Consider the following 14779-nt stretch of genomic DNA (forward strand, 5'->3'; position numbering starts at 1 on the left):
GCGGCAGCCGACGGTGCGTCAGCCGCCGGACGGGTCGAACGTGCCGGGGTCGTTCATCAGGGCGGCCGCCTCCCCCAGGGTGAGGCGGCCGCCCTGCGCGTACGCCGCCTCGTAGGCGTCCGGGCCGAGCAGTTCGCGCAGCGCCTGCGCGCTGCGGGTGTGCTCGGCGCGTTCCATGAAGGAGCCGGGGGTGCCGCTGAGGCCGTCGTGGGCGCCGAGCAGTTCGGCGGCGCGGCGGGCGGCGGCCGGCTCGCCGTACTTCCGGGCGTACTCGACCAGGGCGCCGGCCATCGGGGTCATCAGCATCATCGCCATGTGCTCGACGAAGACGGTGGCGCCGCCTTCGAGCTCGGTCATCGCGCGGCGGCCGTCCCGCATCAGGTCCAGCCCGGTGCGCGGGTCGCCGGAGCGCGCCACCACCCAGCCGCGGATGCAGGTGACGATGCCGCCGAACACCGAGGGCAGCGGTCCGCGCACGGCCGGGTCGACGGGCAGCCGGTCGAGCGTCGCGAGCGCCTCGGCGTACTCGCCGCGCCGGACGTGCAGGTTGCACATCACCAGGCGGCCGTAGACCCGGGCGCCCTCGGCGTCGGCGGACCCGGCGGCGGACTCGGCGATCGCGTCCAGGACCATCCGCTCGCCGGCCTCCGGGTCGCGTTCGGCCAGCACCTCGCCGAGCCGGGCCCGCAGCATCGGCACCTCCTGGTGCGCCCCGAGCTGGGTGCTGAGCTCGATGGCCTGCCGGAAGGCCAGCTCGGCCTGCTCGGCGTCCCCGGACTTGGTGGCGTTCTCGGCCTTCGCGGACAGGGCGTCGGCCAGGCCCCAGCGGTCGCCCATCGCGGTGTAGAGGGCGTGCGCCTCCTCGCTGTCGGCTATCGCCTGTTCGAGGCCGCCGGCCAGGTCGTTCAGCAGCCGGGCGCGCAGTTGCAGGGCGTACGCCAGGTCGCCGGGGCCGCCGTGCTTCCGGGCGCCGGCCACCGCGTCGTCCATCACCTCGCGGGTGCGCTCCATCTCTCCGGTGAGGAAGACCGTGAAGACCCGGCTGAGCACCGGGTTCCGGTAGGACTGCGGGAGGTCGGGGGTGTAGGTCTCCAGGATCCGGCGGGCGGTGCGCAGCGCCACCGGGTCGTCGAGCATGCTCATGTCCCCGGAGAACATGCTGAGCAGCCGGTGCAGCCCGAGGTGGCGGCGGGCCTCGGCGACCTGCTCGGGCGGCATCGGCAGCGGCACGTCCAGCGGGCCGACGTCGAGCGGGACGGGCGGCGGCGCGCCGTCGGCGAACGGGTCGGGGCCGAGCGCGGCGACCGCCTCGAACCAGGTGCGGGACTCGGCGCGGTAGTCGCGCAGCATCCAGTAGCCGGCCATCGACAGGGCCAGCACCAGGGCGTCCTGCTCCTGGCCGGCGTCGACGGCGCGGCGCAGCGCGGCCCGGATGTTCTCCTGCTCGCTGTCCAGCCGGGCGAGTTCGTCGAGCTGCTCGGGCCCGCGCAGCCGGGCCCGGGCGGCCCTGCCGAGTTCGCGGTAGTGCCGGGTGTGCCGGTCGGCGACGGCGGTCTCGGCGGCCTCGGCCAGGCGCTCGGCCGCGTACTCGTGGATGGTCTCCAGCATCCAGTACCGGGGCTGGTCGCCGAGCCCGGCCACCAGCAGCGACTTGTCGACCAGCGACAGCAGCAGGTCCGCGACCTCCGCCCGGGGCACCTCGGCGTCCGCCACCACGGCCTCGGCGGACTCCAGGGTGCAGCCGCCGGCGAACACCGACAGCCGGCGCAGCACGGCGCGCTCGCGGTCGCCGAGCAGGTCCCAGGACCAGTCGACGACGGCGCGCAGCGTCTGCTGGCGGGGCAGCAGGGTGCGGGAGCCGGCGGTGAGCAGCGCGAACCGGGAGTCGAGCCGGTCGGCCAGCTGGCGGGGCGTCAGTCCGCGCAGCCGGGCGGCGGCCAGTTCGATGGCCAGCGGCAGGCCGTCCAGTCGGCGGCAGAGTTCGGCGCAGGCCGCCGGGTCCTCGTCGGTGCGGAAGCCGGGGCGGGCCGCGGCGCCGCGTTCGGCCAGCAGCCGCAGCGCGGACGGGTCGGGCAGCGGTTCGACCGGCAGCACGGTCTCCCCGGGGACGCCGAGCGGTTCGCGGCTGGTGGCGAGCACGGTGACGCCGGGGCATTCGGCGAGCAGCCGGTCGGCGAGGTCGGCGGCGGCCTGGATGACGTGCTCGCAGTTGTCGAGCAGCAGCAGGACGCGGCGGCGGCCGAGGTGGTCGACCACCCGGCGGGCCGGATCCTTGCGGCCGCCCTCGATCACCTCGGCGACGGCGCTGCCGGTGTGCAGCACGGTCTCCCGCAGGCCGAGCGCGGAGGCGACGGCGTCGGGCACGGCGGCCGGGTCGTCCAGCGGGGCGAGTTCGATCTGCCAGACGCCGCCGGGCCAGCGGGCGGCGTCCTGTTCGAGGCGGCCGGCCTCGACGGACAGCCGGGTCTTGCCGGAGCCGCCGGGGCCGGTCAGGGTGGTCAGCCGACCGGCCGTCAGGGCGTCGGCGACGGTGGACAGTTCGTGCTCGCGGCCGACGAAGCTGGTGCGGCCGGGGCGCAGGTTGCCGGCCGCCGGGGCGGCCGGCGGCGGGACGGCGGCCGGGGCGGGTTCGGGGGCGGCGGTGAGCAGTTCGCGGTGCAGGGCGCGCAGCTCGGGGCCGGGGTCGGCGCCGAGCCGGTCGGCCAGGGTGCGGCGGACCTCCTCGTAGCGGGCGAGCGCCTCGGCGGTGCGGCCGGCGGCCCGCAGGGCGCGCAGCCGGAGCGCCTGGAGCTGCTCGTCGAGGGGGTGGTCGCGGCAGAGTTCGGCGAGTTCGGCGGTGACCTCGGCGGCCCGGCCGAGGGCGAGTGCGGCGGTCAGCCGGTGCCGGCGGGCCTCCTCGCGCTGGGTCTCCAGGCGGGCGGCGGGGGCGGTGCGGTCGGGCAGGTCGGCGAGCGCGGGGCCGCGCCACAGGGCGAGGGCGGCGGTGAGCCGGTCGGCGGCGGCGGCCGGGTCGCCGTCGGTGAGGGCGCGGGCGCCGTCGGCGGCGAGCCGCTGGAACTCGGCGACGTCGGTGCGGGCGCCGGTCAGCCAGTAGCCGGCCGGTCCGGAGCCGATCTCGGCGCGGCCGACGGTGCGGCGCAGCCGTCCGACCAGGGTCTGCAGGGCGGCGGCGGCGTCCTGCGGCGGCTCGTCCGCCCACACCTCGTCGACCAGCAGCTCGGCGGGGACGGGCCGGCCCTGGCGGAGGGCGAGCGCGGCCAGCAGGGCGCGCAGCCGGGCGCCCCCGAGCGCGACCGGGGTGCCGTCGTCGTGGTGGGCGGTGGTGGTGCCGAGGATGCCGTAGTGCACTCACCCATTCTGGTGGACGCGCCGGCCCGCCGGGGCGCACACCCGTGCGGAACGTCGGTCCGGCACCGTTCGTTCACGGGGCGCCGCTTGTCCGGTGCGCCCGGCGGCGGGCATGATCGGACGCCTGTCCCACCCACCCAGTTCCGGAGCACTCTCGCCATGACCTACGCCAGCACCGGCCAGCGCAGCGCGGAGAGCCGGGTCAGCCCGATCTTCCTGGCGCTGGCCGGCACCTTCCTCGCCGCGGGCCTCGCGCTGGCCACCGGCTGGGGCAACACCCGGCTCGGCGTGTTCCTGTTCGTGGTGTCGGGCTGGATGGTGTCGCTCTGCCTGCACGAGTTCGCGCACGCGCGCACCGCGCTGGCGGGCGGCGACATCACGGTCGGCGCCAAGGGCTACCTGACGCTGAACCCGCTGAAGTACGGGCACGTGCTGCTGAGCTTCGTGCTGCCCGTGGTGTTCATGATCATGGGCGGCATCGGCCTGCCGGGCGGCGCGGTGTACATCGAGCGGGGCCGGATCTCCGGCCGGCTCAAGCACAGCCTGATCTCGGCGGCGGGCCCGCTGGTGAACGCGCTGTTCGGCGTGCTGCTGCTGGTGGCGGTCAGCCAGAACTGGTTCGACGACCCTGGCGTCCCCACGGTCTTCCAGGACGTCGAGCTGCCGGTCTCGCCGCTGCCGCTGGCGCTGGCCTTCCTCGGCTACCTCCAGGTGACCGCGGCGATCCTGAACCTGCTGCCGGTGCCCGGCCTGGACGGCTACGGCATCATCGAGCCCTGGCTGTCGTACAAGGCCCGCCGGGCGATCGAGCCGTTCGCGCCGTACGGCATGCTGCTGCTGTTCGCGCTGGTGTGGCAGAGCCAGGTCGGCCAGTGGCTGTTCGAGCTGACGGTGCGGATCTTCGACCTGTTCGGCGCGGACATCCGGTTCTCGGAGGTCGGCCGGATGCTGTTCAGCTTCTGGAAGACCTACTGAGCCCGGCCGGCTAGCGCGCCTGCGGCCGGCCGGCCCGGGCGGCGCGGTCCCTGCGCAGGTAGTACCAGGCGATGTTGCTGGCGACGCCGGCCATCAGCACCCACACCACGCCGAGCCAGTTGCCCTCGACGAACGAGACCACGGCGGCGGCCACGGCGAGGACCAGGACGATCGTGGCGTACAGGGCGTTGCGGGGCATGGCGGGACTCCTCGGGCGGGCGCGGTGTGCGCTGCCATTCTCGCCGACCGAACACCGCGCCCCGGCCGGGGGTGGCCGGGGCGCGGCGGCGCGGACCGCGCCGCGGCGCCGTCCGACGCTCAGACGTCGGTGATCCGCAGGCCGGCGTGCGCCTTGTAGCGGCGGTTGACCGAGATCAGGTTGGCCACCAGCGCCTCCACCTGGTGGGCGTTGCGCAGCCGCCCGGCGAAGACGCCGCGCATGCCGGGGATCCGGCCGGCCAGCGCCTGCACGGTGTCGGTGGCGGCTCGCTGGTCGCCGAGCACCATCACGTCGGTGTCGATGCTCTCGACCGACTCGTCCTGCAGCAGCACCGCCGACAGGTGGTGGAAGGCGGCGGTGACGGTGGAGTCCGGCAGCAGCGCGGCGGCCTGCTGGGCGGCCGAGCCCTCCGGGACCTGCAGCGCGTAGGCGCCCTGCTTGTCGAAGCCCAGCGGGTTGACGCAGTCGACCACGATCTTGCCGGCGAGTTCGGCGCGCAGCGAGGTCAGCGTCTCGGCGTGGCCGTCCCACGGCACCGCGACGATCACCACGTCGCTCTCCCGGGCGCACCGCGCGTTGTCGGCGCCGCGGACACCCAGGCCGATCTCGGTCGCGCAGTCCTCGGCGCGCTCGGCGCTGCGGGAGCCGATCACCACCTGCTGGCCGGCCTTGGCCAGCCGGTACGCCAGGCCGCGGCCCTGGTCGCCGGTGCCGCCGAGGACTCCCACGACGAGGTCGGAGACGTCGGGCAGCTCTCGGCCCGGTCCGGCCGTCGGGTTCACTGAATCGGGTTGCGTCATGCCGAAGATCCTGCCAAACGCGGTGCCCGCCGAGCATGCTGTCGCGCATGGACGCGGTGAGAGTTTCCGCACTCCGGCAGTCGCTGGCCGGCACCGGCTGGCCCGAGCGCGCGGGCGACTTCGCCGCCGCGCTGCGCGGCTCGGTGACCCGGCGCAGCGCCACCGGCCTGCTGCTGGTCGGCACGCCCCGCTACGAGCCGTGGCACCTGGCCGCGCACCTGAGCGACGAGGCCGCGTACAGCGGGGTGCCGGAACTCGTCCCGACCCTGCTGCGGCACACCGTCCCGGCGGGCGCGCCGGGGCACCTGGCCTGCGGGCTGCCCCGGCTGGAGGAGGCGCGCACCGGCGCGACGGTGCTGCTGGTCGCCCCCGGGCCCGCCGACGGGCCGCTGCTGGAGCGGCTGGACGGCGCCCGGCGGGCCGGTGCGGTGCTGCTCGCCGTGGACGACGGCGACCCCGAGCTGTCCGCGCTGGCGCACGAGCGGCTGACCGTCCCGGAGGCCGGGCCGGAGCCGTTCGAGCTGGTCCAGCACCTGGTCAGCTCGGCCACCTCGACGGTGCCGCCGCGCTCCCGGCTGGCCCGGCTGGCGGAGCGGCTGACCGCCTCGCCGGTGCTGCGCTGGTGACGGCCGGCCGGAATATTCGGTTGCCCCGGTCCGTCCCGGTCCCGCAGCATCTGACCACGTGACAGCTGCTGCCCGCTTCCTCCGCAAGCTCGTCCCGGATCTGACGCCGTGGCGCTCCTCCCGGGACTTCCGCCTGCTCTGGACGTCGGGCTGCGTCACGGCCTTCGGCAGCCTGCTCACCTACATCGCGGTGCCGATCCAGATCAAGCAGCTGACCGACTCGCCGGTCGCCGTCGGCCTGGCCGGCGCGTTCGAGCTGGTGCCGCTGGTGGTGTTCGGCCTGTGGGGCGGGGCCCTGGCGGACGCCCTGGACCGCCGCCGGCTGGTGCTGCTCAGCGAGGCGGGGCTGGCGCTGATGGCCGCGCTGCTGCTGACCAACGCCCTGCTCCCGCACCCGCTGCTGTGGCCGATCTACCTGGTGGGGGCGCTGACCGCCGCGCTGGACGGCGTGCAGCGCCCGGCGCTGGACTCGATGATCCCCCGGGTGGTGGCGCACGACCAGCTGCCCGCCGCGTTCACCCTCCTCTCGCTGTACCGCAACGCCGCTTCGGTGGCCGGCCCGGCGCTGGCGGGCGTGGTCGTCGCCGTGGCCGGGCCGCGCAGCGCCTACGCCCTGGACGTGCTGACCTTCCTGGTCTCGCTGGCGCTGATCGCCCGGCTGAGCCCCGTGCCGCCCGCGGAGAGCGCCGAGCGGCCGTCCCTGCGCAGCCTCGGCCAGGGCCTGCGCTACGCCTGGAGCCGCAAGGACCTGCTGGGCACGTACGCGATCGACACGGTGGCGATGCTGTTCGCCTTCCCGGTCGCGGTGTTCCCGTTCCTGGCGTCCGCGCTGCACGCCGAGTGGGCGCTGGGCCTGCTGTACTCGGCGACGGCGGTGGGCGCGCTGGCGGTCTCGGCGACCGGCGGCTGGCTGGCGCGGATCCACCGGCACGGCCGGATGCTGCTGGTCGCGGCGCTCGGGTGGGGCGCCGCGATGGCGCTGGCCGGGCTGGTCGGGAACGTCTGGCTGGTGCTGCTGTGCCTGGCGGCGGCGGGTGCGGCCGACCAGATCAGCGGGGTGGCCCGGTCGACGATCTGGAACCAGTCCATCCCCGACGAGCTGCGCGGCCGGCTCGCCGGGGTGGAGCTGCTGTCGTACTCGGTCGGCCCGCAGCTGGGACAGGTCCGGGCCGGCGGGACGGCCGCGCTGGTCGGGGTGCGGGCCTCGATCTGGACCGGCGGCGTGATGTGCGTGCTGGGCGTCCTCGCCCTGACGGCGTCCATCCCGAAGCTGCTGGCGTGGGACTCGCGCACCGACCCGCACGCGCTGGCGGTGCGGGCCGAGCACGAGCGGCAGGCCGCCGGCGTGTGACGGGCCGTCAGCCGGCGCCCTCCGGCGGGTTGTCGTCGTCGTTCCAGCGCGGGTCCTCGCGCCACTCCTGGTTGCGCTCGGCGGCGGTCTCCAGGGCCCGCCCGGCCTCCTCGGGGGTGGCGTACGGGCCGAGCCGGTCCTTGGCCGGGCACTCCGGGCCCTCCTCGACCTTGCCGTGCTTGATGCAGTAGAACCACTCCCCCGGCTTCCCGGTGGGCTTGCTGCGGCCGAACACCATCGTCTCGTCTCCCGTCCCGGCGCCCCGCGGCGGCGGCCGCGGCGGTCAGCAGTGATCATTCCCGCCGCCCCGGCCGCGCACACGGCCCGGGTGGGGCGGATGGCGGCCGATACACTCGCGGTCATGGCTCTGGTACCCGGCACGCAGTCCCCCACCCGCAAGGTCCCCGCGCACATCGCGCGTCCGGAGTACGTCGGCAAGCCCGCGCCGACGCCGTACACCGGCCCGGAGGTGCAGACGGCGGAGACCGTCGAGAAGATGCGGATCGCGGGGCGGATCGCGGCGCAGGCGATGGCGGAGGCCGCGAAGCTGATCGCCCCCGGCGTCACCACCGACGCGCTCGACGCCGTCGCCCACGAGTACATGTGCGACCACGGCGCCTACCCGTCCGACCTCGGCTACCGGGGCTTCCCGAAGTCGATCTGCACCTCGATCAACGAGGTGATCTGCCACGGCATCCCGGACTCGACCGTGCTCCAGGACGGCGACATCGTCAACATCGACGCCACCGCGTACATCCACGGGGTGCACGGCGACCTGAACGCCACCTACCTGTGCGGCGACGTGGACGAGGAGTCCCGGCTGCTGGTGGAGCGCACCCGGGAGTCCCTCGACCGGGCGATCAGGGCGGTCAAGCCCGGCCGGCAGATCAACGTGATCGGGCGGGTCATCGAGTCCTACGCCAAGCGGTTCGGCTACGGGGTGGTCCGCGACTTCACCGGCCACGGCATCAACACCTCGTTCCACTCCGGCCTGATCGTCCCGCACTACGACAGCGAGCGGGCCACCCAGGTGATCAAGCCCGGCATGACGTTCACCATCGAGCCGATGCTCACCCTGGGCACCTACGACTACGAGATCTGGCCGGACGGCTGGACGGTCGTCACCAAGGACCGCCGGCGCACCGCCCAGTTCGAGCACACCCTGGTGGTCACCGCGGACGGCGCGGAGATCCTCACCCTGCCGTAGCAGCGGCCCCGGACAGCGCAACGGCCCGTCGCCCCACCGGGGGTGACGGGCCGTCTGCACAATCGTTCCTGCGTGCCCGGCCGGACCGGCTCAGCCGATCAGCCACTGCTCCTCGGCGACCGCGCCGACCTCGGTGCACGCGTCGGTCAGCACGTCCAGCACCCGCAGCGGGTCCGGCAGCGGCTGCTCGGGGCCGCGCAGCCAGCGCACCCGGGAGCCGTCGGTCAGCGCGGCCGGCGGGACCAGGGTGTACGAGCCGCGGCAGTGCCAGCGCAGCCCCGGGTGCTCGGAGACCGTGTCGGGGGTGGAGTCCAGCGCGCTGGTCCACCACTCGTCCTCGTCCTGCGGGGTGCCGCGGGTCGCGGTGAAGAACAGGTACCGGTCGGTGCCGACCGCCGCCACCGGGCCGCCCACGCCGAGCGCGTCCAGCCGCTGCAGGGCCAGCACGCCGGCCTCGGCCGGAACGTCCAGCACGTCGTGCGCGCGGCCCGTCGCGGTGACGAAGTTCGCCTCCGGGTCGCGGGTCAGCCAGCGGGCCAACTGCTCGGCGTCGACGGTGGCCTGGGACTGCCAGGCGAAGGACACCGGGTGCTGGGCCGGGGCCGGACAGCCGACCCGGTCGCACGAGCACCGGTACCCGGCCGCCGGGTGCGCCGCCGGCGCCACCGGGAACCCCGCCCGGACCGCCCCCAGCAGCAGATCCAGCTTCGCAGCCGCGTCCCCTCCGGCGTCCGGGTCGTCCTGCCTCCGGTCCCGCCGCCACCAGGACGTCCACCTGCTGCTGGCTTCCATCTGGCCCCTTCCGCACCCGCTGAGCTGCCGTGCCAGGTACGGCACGGCCTCCGACGCAACAATCGACGCCAACGCACGGAGCCGCTCGCTGCTTCCCGAATCGGTGCACCGCGCGCGGGGGCGTCTGCCGACGGCCGGGGCCGGGTTCTCCGGACGGCCGACGTCCGGGGCGGGTACGGAGCACGAGACTCTCGCTCGGCGGGCGGGCGCACCTCGGCGCGCCCCACCCGGGCCGTACGGGCCCGCGGACCCGGGGCTGACCCCGGGAGGCGTACGTAGCAGGATAAGGCTCCCGGAGCCCTGTCCATGACCGTCCGCGGTGCCGTCCCCGTCACATCCGCGCCACACCGCCGCTGCACGGCGGACACAACCGCCCGCATTCGGACATCCCGCCGCGCGGCCTACCCTGGAGCGGTGAAGAGCGCCGACACCGCATTCCTCGGGGGCCCGCTGGACGGCCGGGTCCTGCCGATCCTGCTCAGCCCCCTGCACACCCCGCCCAAGGTCTACCGGGTGCCCGTTCCCGCGCACGGCGACACCCCGGCGATCACGCTGGTCTACCGGCGCGCCAAGGAGTACAACGACAAGGGCCGGTTCCGCTGGCGCTACGAGTACGACGACGCCGCCAGCGGCTGACGGGCCGTCACCCGCCGGGCGGGGTTCAGGCCTCCTCGGCCAGGATCAGGTACAGCTTCTTCTTCGCCTCGGCCAGCACCGCCAGGCCCTTGGCCCGCTGCTCCTCGGTGCCGGTCATCATGACCTGGCGCACCGCGTGGTCCACCGCCGCGAGCGCGGCGCCGACCTCCTGCACGGCCTCCCAGTCCCCGCGCCGGCCCGCCTCGTCCCACGGGGAGGCGGAGCCCTGCCCGGCCTCGGCGCGGCCCTGCTCGGTCAGTTCGAACAGCTTCTTGCCGGCCTGCTCGGTGGCGCTGACCAGGCCCTCCTCCTCCAGCAGCTGGAGCGTCGGGTACACCGAGCCCGGGCTGGGCCGCCAGACGCCGCCGGTGCGCTCGCCGATCTCGGTGATCATCTCGTAGCCGTGCATCGGCCGCTCCTGCAGCAGCGCGAGCAGCGACGCCCGCACGTCACCGCGCCGGGCCCGCCCGCCGCGCCGGCCGCCGTGCCCGCCGTGGCCGCCGAAGCCCCGGCCGCGCGGCCCGAACGGCGGCATCGGCCGCCCCGGCCCGCCGAACGGCCCGAACGCCGCGCGCACCTCGAACTCCTCCCCCTCGCCGGGCCCGCCGCCCCACCCCGGCCGCCCGGGCCCCTCGGCCCGCCGACGCCGGCCCTCTCCCCCGAAACGCTTGTCGTACCGCATGACGGAACACCTCCATGATTGTCGGACGCCTCGATCGTCGAAGCATCTCGATAACTCGACGATATATCGGTAAGTGTCGACCGACAAGCCCTTTCCGACACCCGCCCGCCCGCCCCGACCCGACACACCGCCGCGGCACTCCCGCACCGCGCCGCCAGCCACTACCGTGACGCCATGGCAGGCGAACGCGATCTTCGACAGCTGCTCTCCGGCATGAGCCCCGTCCTCAACCCGGGCCGGTACGTGTACTGCACGCTGCCCGGCAGGGTCCCGACCGGGCTGCGGCCGGTCGTCACGGTGGCCGAACCCGAGGGCGTCACCTTCGTCGTCTCCGAGGAGGAGGCCGACTCGCTCGGCCTGCCGCACACATTCACCGCCGCCTGGATCACCCTGCGGGTGCACTCGGCCCTGGATGCCGTCGGCCTCACCGCCGCCGTCGCCACCGCCCTCGCCGACCAGGGCATCAGCTGCAACGTGGTGGCCGGCTTCCACCACGACCACCTGTTCGTCCCCGCCGCCGACGCCGACCGCGCCCTCGCCGCCCTCGACGCCCTGGCCGCACAGCCCTCCTGACGGGCCGTCGGGTTCCCGGGGTTTCCGCCGCCCGGCACGGGCGAGAATCCGGACGAGGGAGCCGACGGACGGGAGTGACACCGTGCAGGACGCCGACTGGAGCGCCGAGGCCGCCGCCGTCCTCGGGGCCGGCCTCGCCGAGGCCGTGGACGGCGGACAGTTCCCCGGCGGCGTACTGACCGCCGGCCGGGCCGGCGCCGACCGGACCACCGTCGCCCACGGCCTGGTCGCCCCCGAATGCGGCGACGCCCGGCCCGGCCCGCACACCCGCTACGACCTGGCCTCGCTCACCAAGGTCCTCGCCACCTGGCCGCTGATCGGCGCCGCCGTCCGCACCGGCCGGCTCGACCTGGACGCCCCGCTCCGCGCCCACCGGCCGGAACTGCCCTCCCCCGGCGGCGACCTGACCGTCCGGCAGCTCCTCGCCCACACCTCCGGCCTGCTCCCGCAGACCGGCCTGGCCCGCTACGAGCACAGCGGCCGCCCGCTGATCGAGCACCTGTGCGCCGAACCGCTGGTCAGCCCGCCCGGCAGTCGGCACCGCTACATCGACCGCGGCTTCATCCTGCTCGGCCTGCTGCTGCCCGCCCTGCTCGGCCGCCCGCTGCACGAGCTCGCCGCGGAGCTCTGGCACGGACTCGGCCTGGCCCGCACCGCCTACGGGCCGCTGCCCCGCGACCCGCAACTCGCCCCGACCGAGCAGCGGCTGCGCGACGCGCCCCGCACCTGGGGCGCCCCGCACGACCCGAGCGCCGCCCTGCTCGGCGGAGTGGCCGGCCACGCCGGGGCGTTCTCCTGCGCCGCGGACCTCGCCGCCTTCGCCGAACACCTGCTGACCGGGCCCGGCCCGCTCACCGACTGGTTCGCCGAGAGCCGCCGCCCCTGCGCCACCGTCGAACCCGGCCTGCACCGGGGCCTGGCCTGGCTGGTCACCGCCGACGACGCCGTCGCCTACCACCACGGCTTCACCGGAACCAGCCTGTTCCTGGCCCCGCACACCGGCCGCTACGTGGTGCTGTGCACCAACGCCGTCTACCACGGCTGGGACCGCGCCCGGCTGGCCGGCCTGCGCACCCTCGCGCTGCGCACCCTGGCCGACTGAGCCGGGGCGCCTCACGCCAGCGGCTTCCACCGGCCGCCGGTCAGCACCGTCAGCACCTCCCGGTTGCGGGCCGGCCCGGGGCGGGCGGGGGCGGCGGCGAGCAGCGCGATGTCGTCCTCCGCCGGGTCGGGCGCGCCGGCCAGCAGTGCGTCCAGCAGCCGCTCCGGGCCGGCCCCGGCGGGCAGGCGGCGGGCGGTGAGCCGCCGCAGCGAACGGTCGATGTCCTCGTCGCGGCGCTCCACCAGGCCGTCGGTGAAGAGCAGCAGGGTGTGGTCGGGCGGCAGCACCGCGATGCTCGGGGCGTAGCCGTTCTGCCCGGTGCCGAGCGGCGGGCCGGGCTCCACCGGCAGCAGCGCCACATCGCCGTCCGGGCGGACCACGGCGGGCGGCAGGTGGCCGGCGCTGGCGAAGCAGTACCGCCCGCGGGCGGGCTCGGCGTACACGGCCAGGCAGGTGGAGGGGCGGTAGTCGTGCACGTCGCCGGCCAGCCCGTCCATCCGGGCCAGCAGCCGGTCGGCGTTCGGCTCCAGCAGGGCCATCGCGCGCAGCATCGCCTGGTAGTGGCTCATGTGCGCGGCGGCCTCGATGCCGTGGCCCATCACGTCACCGATGGCGAGCACGGTCCGGCCGTCGGGCAGCGCCACGGTCTCGTACCAGTCGCCGCCGATCAGGGCGCTGGTGCCGGCCGGGCGGTAACGGAAGGCGACCGTGATGTCGGGGTGCGGGCTGCCGGGCTCGGCGAGCATGGCGCGCTGCAGGTCGACGGCGACGGCGTGTTCGCGGCTGAACCGGCTGGCGTTGTCGAGGTGGATGGCGGCGCGCACGGCGAGGTCCTGGGCGGCGACCGCGTCGTCCTGGTCGAAGCCCGGGGACGGGTCGGTGCGCAGCAGCGTCACCGTGCCGATCCGGTGGCCGCGGGCGGTGAGCGGCACCACCATCGCGGAGTGGATGCCGACCGCCCGGTAGTCGGCGATCCGCTCCGGGTTGGGGGCGCTGCGGCGCAGGTCGGCCTCGGTCAGCAGGTTCTCGATCACCGGCCGGCCCTCGGCGAGGCAGCGCAGCACGGCGGAGTCGGGCCGGTAGTCGACGTGCTCGCCGCGTTCGCCGACCTGCCGGACCTGTTCCAGCAGGGCGGGCTTGGCGGCGATCGCGGTGCGCAGCAGCCGGCGGCCGCCGTCGGGGAGGGTGCGGGCGTGTCGGCTGTCGGGGTGCGGGAGGAGTTCGACGGTGGCGGCGTCGGCGAGGTGGTCGACCAGGAAGGCGGCGAGTTCGCCGCAGGTGGTGTCCACGTCGAGGGTGGTGCCGAGCCGGGTGGCGGCGGTGTCGAGCAGGGCGAGCCGGGCCCGGGCCTGTTCGAGTTCGCGCTGCTGCCGGTGGGCGGCGGTGACCTCCAGCACGATGCCGACCAGGCCGACGGGCCGCCCGGCGGTCTCCAGCCGGTGGTACGCGCCGTACCAGTAGCGGTGGCCCTCCGGGGAGCCGGCCCGGGTGCGGCCGCTGGAGGTGATCTCGCGCGGCTGCCCGTCGGCGAGCACGGCGCGCAGCACGTCCTCGCGGGGGTCGATGCCGGGCAGCAGTTCGGCGATCGTCCGGCCGAGGTGCTGCTCGGCGGGGACGCCGTTCATCGCGGCCAGCGCCGGGTTGACGTAGCGGTAGCGCAGCCGCGTGTCGAGGACGGCGACGCCGGCGGGGGTGCCGTCCAGGACGCGGCGCAGCGGCTGCGGCAGGTCGTTCCAGGGGGTGTCGGCCATGGCTGCGGCACCTCCTCGCCGGGCGCCCGGGCACTGTGACCAGTAAACACAGCGCGCGGGGCGGCGGCGATCCGGTGCCGACGGGGCCGGTGTTCCCGGGTCGGCGTGCCGGTGCGGGGCGGGAATTTCACTCGAACGGGGCCGCCCCGGGTGCTCGCCGGGTCGGCGCCGCCGATGGTCGTCGGAGGATCTGTCTCGCCCCAGGAGGTTCCCATGAGCGCGTCCGTCGGCCCGACCCCGGCATCGACCGGGCCGGGCGTTCCACCGGCCCCCGGGAACAAGCCCTGGGTGTCCGGAACGGTGCTGTTCGCCGGTGTGTTGATGCTGGTGACCGGTCTGCTGGAGCTGTTCCGGGGGATCATGGCGATCGCGGAGGACGACGTCTTCGTGACCACGCCCCGGTACGTCTTCCGGTTCGACCTGACCTCGTGGGGCTGGATCCACCTGGTGGTCGGCGTGCTGCTGGCGCTGACCGGTCTGTTCGTGATCAAGGGCATGCTGTGGGCCCGGATCCTCGGTGTCTGCTTCGCCGCCGTGAGCATGATCGACAACTTCCTCGCGGTGCCGTACTACCCGCTGTGGTCGCTGGTGCTGATCGCGCTGGACGTCTTCGTGATCTGGGCGCTGTGCGCCTACCGCGAGACCTGACCGCACGCCGCACGGCCGGGGCCGGGGGGGGGGCCCCCCGGGGGGGCCCCCCCCCCCGCGAGGATAAA

General features: G+C 75.4%; 15 protein-coding genes. 8 read left to right on the forward strand and 7 right to left on the reverse strand.

What is annotated here, in order from left to right; all coding sequences use genetic code 11:
- Positions 1–18: 18 nt before the first annotated feature.
- A complete protein-coding gene (locus tag ACFV1L_RS31510; RefSeq protein WP_380372404.1) occupies positions 19–3348 on the reverse strand; it encodes an ATP-binding protein in 3330 nt (1109 codons plus the stop codon).
- Positions 3349–3507: 159 nt separating this feature from the next.
- Here ACFV1L_RS31510 and ACFV1L_RS31515 point away from each other — a divergent pair, with 159 nt between their 5' ends.
- A complete protein-coding gene (locus tag ACFV1L_RS31515; protein WP_380372407.1) occupies positions 3508–4323 on the forward strand; it encodes a site-2 protease family protein in 816 nt (271 codons plus the stop codon).
- 10 nt (positions 4324–4333) lie between these two features.
- On the opposite strand, the gene ACFV1L_RS31520 is transcribed toward ACFV1L_RS31515, so the two are convergent.
- Complete coding sequence (locus ACFV1L_RS31520; RefSeq protein WP_380372409.1) at positions 4334–4522, reverse strand: hypothetical protein; 189 nt, start codon at positions 4520–4522, stop codon at positions 4334–4336.
- Between the two features lie 119 nt (positions 4523–4641).
- Complete coding sequence (gene npdG, locus ACFV1L_RS31525) at positions 4642–5343, reverse strand: NADPH-dependent F420 reductase (protein ID WP_380372411.1); 702 nt, start codon at positions 5341–5343, stop codon at positions 4642–4644.
- Between the two features lie 47 nt (positions 5344–5390).
- Between npdG and ACFV1L_RS31530 the strand changes: the two genes are divergently transcribed.
- Complete coding sequence (locus ACFV1L_RS31530; RefSeq protein WP_380372414.1) at positions 5391–5969, forward strand: hypothetical protein; 579 nt, start codon at positions 5391–5393, stop codon at positions 5967–5969.
- A 58-nt stretch (positions 5970–6027) separates the two neighbouring features.
- A complete protein-coding gene (locus ACFV1L_RS31535) occupies positions 6028–7320 on the forward strand; it encodes an MFS transporter (RefSeq protein ID WP_380372416.1) in 1293 nt (430 codons plus the stop codon).
- Positions 7321–7327: 7 nt separating this feature from the next.
- On the opposite strand, the gene ACFV1L_RS31540 is transcribed toward ACFV1L_RS31535, so the two are convergent.
- A complete protein-coding gene (locus ACFV1L_RS31540) occupies positions 7328–7558 on the reverse strand; it encodes a hypothetical protein (RefSeq protein ID WP_380372419.1) in 231 nt (76 codons plus the stop codon).
- A gap of 123 nt (positions 7559–7681) precedes the next feature.
- Between ACFV1L_RS31540 and map the strand changes: the two genes are divergently transcribed.
- On the forward strand, positions 7682–8527 hold the full coding sequence (gene map, locus ACFV1L_RS31545; protein WP_380372421.1) for a type I methionyl aminopeptidase: 846 nt from the start codon (positions 7682–7684) through the stop codon (positions 8525–8527).
- Between the two features lie 90 nt (positions 8528–8617).
- On the opposite strand, the gene ACFV1L_RS31550 is transcribed toward map, so the two are convergent.
- Positions 8618–9319 carry a bifunctional DNA primase/polymerase gene (locus tag ACFV1L_RS31550; protein WP_380372423.1) on the reverse strand — a complete coding sequence of 234 codons (702 nt, stop codon included), beginning with the start codon at positions 9317–9319 and terminating at the stop codon, positions 8618–8620.
- Positions 9320–9733: 414 nt separating this feature from the next.
- On the opposite strand from ACFV1L_RS31550, the gene ACFV1L_RS31555 reads away from it, so the two are divergent.
- Positions 9734–9955, forward strand: coding sequence for a hypothetical protein (locus ACFV1L_RS31555; protein ID WP_380372426.1), 222 nt, complete (start codon positions 9734–9736; stop codon positions 9953–9955).
- A 25-nt stretch (positions 9956–9980) separates the two neighbouring features.
- Here ACFV1L_RS31555 and ACFV1L_RS31560 read toward each other — a convergent pair whose 3' ends face one another.
- A complete protein-coding gene (locus ACFV1L_RS31560; RefSeq protein WP_380372428.1) occupies positions 9981–10637 on the reverse strand; it encodes a PadR family transcriptional regulator in 657 nt (218 codons plus the stop codon).
- Positions 10638–10811: 174 nt separating this feature from the next.
- On the opposite strand from ACFV1L_RS31560, the gene ACFV1L_RS31565 reads away from it, so the two are divergent.
- Positions 10812–11210: an ACT domain-containing protein gene (locus tag ACFV1L_RS31565; RefSeq protein ID WP_380372431.1), complete on the forward strand. Its 399-nt coding sequence runs from the start codon at positions 10812–10814 to the stop codon at positions 11208–11210.
- Between the two features lie 82 nt (positions 11211–11292).
- On the forward strand, positions 11293–12312 hold the full coding sequence (locus tag ACFV1L_RS31570; RefSeq protein WP_380372433.1) for a serine hydrolase domain-containing protein: 1020 nt from the start codon (positions 11293–11295) through the stop codon (positions 12310–12312).
- An 11-nt stretch (positions 12313–12323) separates the two neighbouring features.
- Here the strand turns inward: ACFV1L_RS31570 and ACFV1L_RS31575 are convergent, their stop codons facing one another.
- Complete coding sequence (locus ACFV1L_RS31575) at positions 12324–14063, reverse strand: SpoIIE family protein phosphatase (protein WP_380372435.1); 1740 nt, start codon at positions 14061–14063, stop codon at positions 12324–12326.
- A gap of 213 nt (positions 14064–14276) precedes the next feature.
- On the opposite strand from ACFV1L_RS31575, the gene ACFV1L_RS31580 reads away from it, so the two are divergent.
- Positions 14277–14711 carry a hypothetical protein gene (locus tag ACFV1L_RS31580; RefSeq protein ID WP_380372438.1) on the forward strand — a complete coding sequence of 145 codons (435 nt, stop codon included), beginning with the start codon at positions 14277–14279 and terminating at the stop codon, positions 14709–14711.
- The last annotated feature ends 68 nt before the right edge of the window (positions 14712–14779 follow it).

Source organism: Kitasatospora sp. NPDC059646 (genome assembly GCF_042734615.1).
Lineage (GTDB): Bacteria > Actinomycetota > Actinomycetes > Streptomycetales > Streptomycetaceae > Kitasatospora.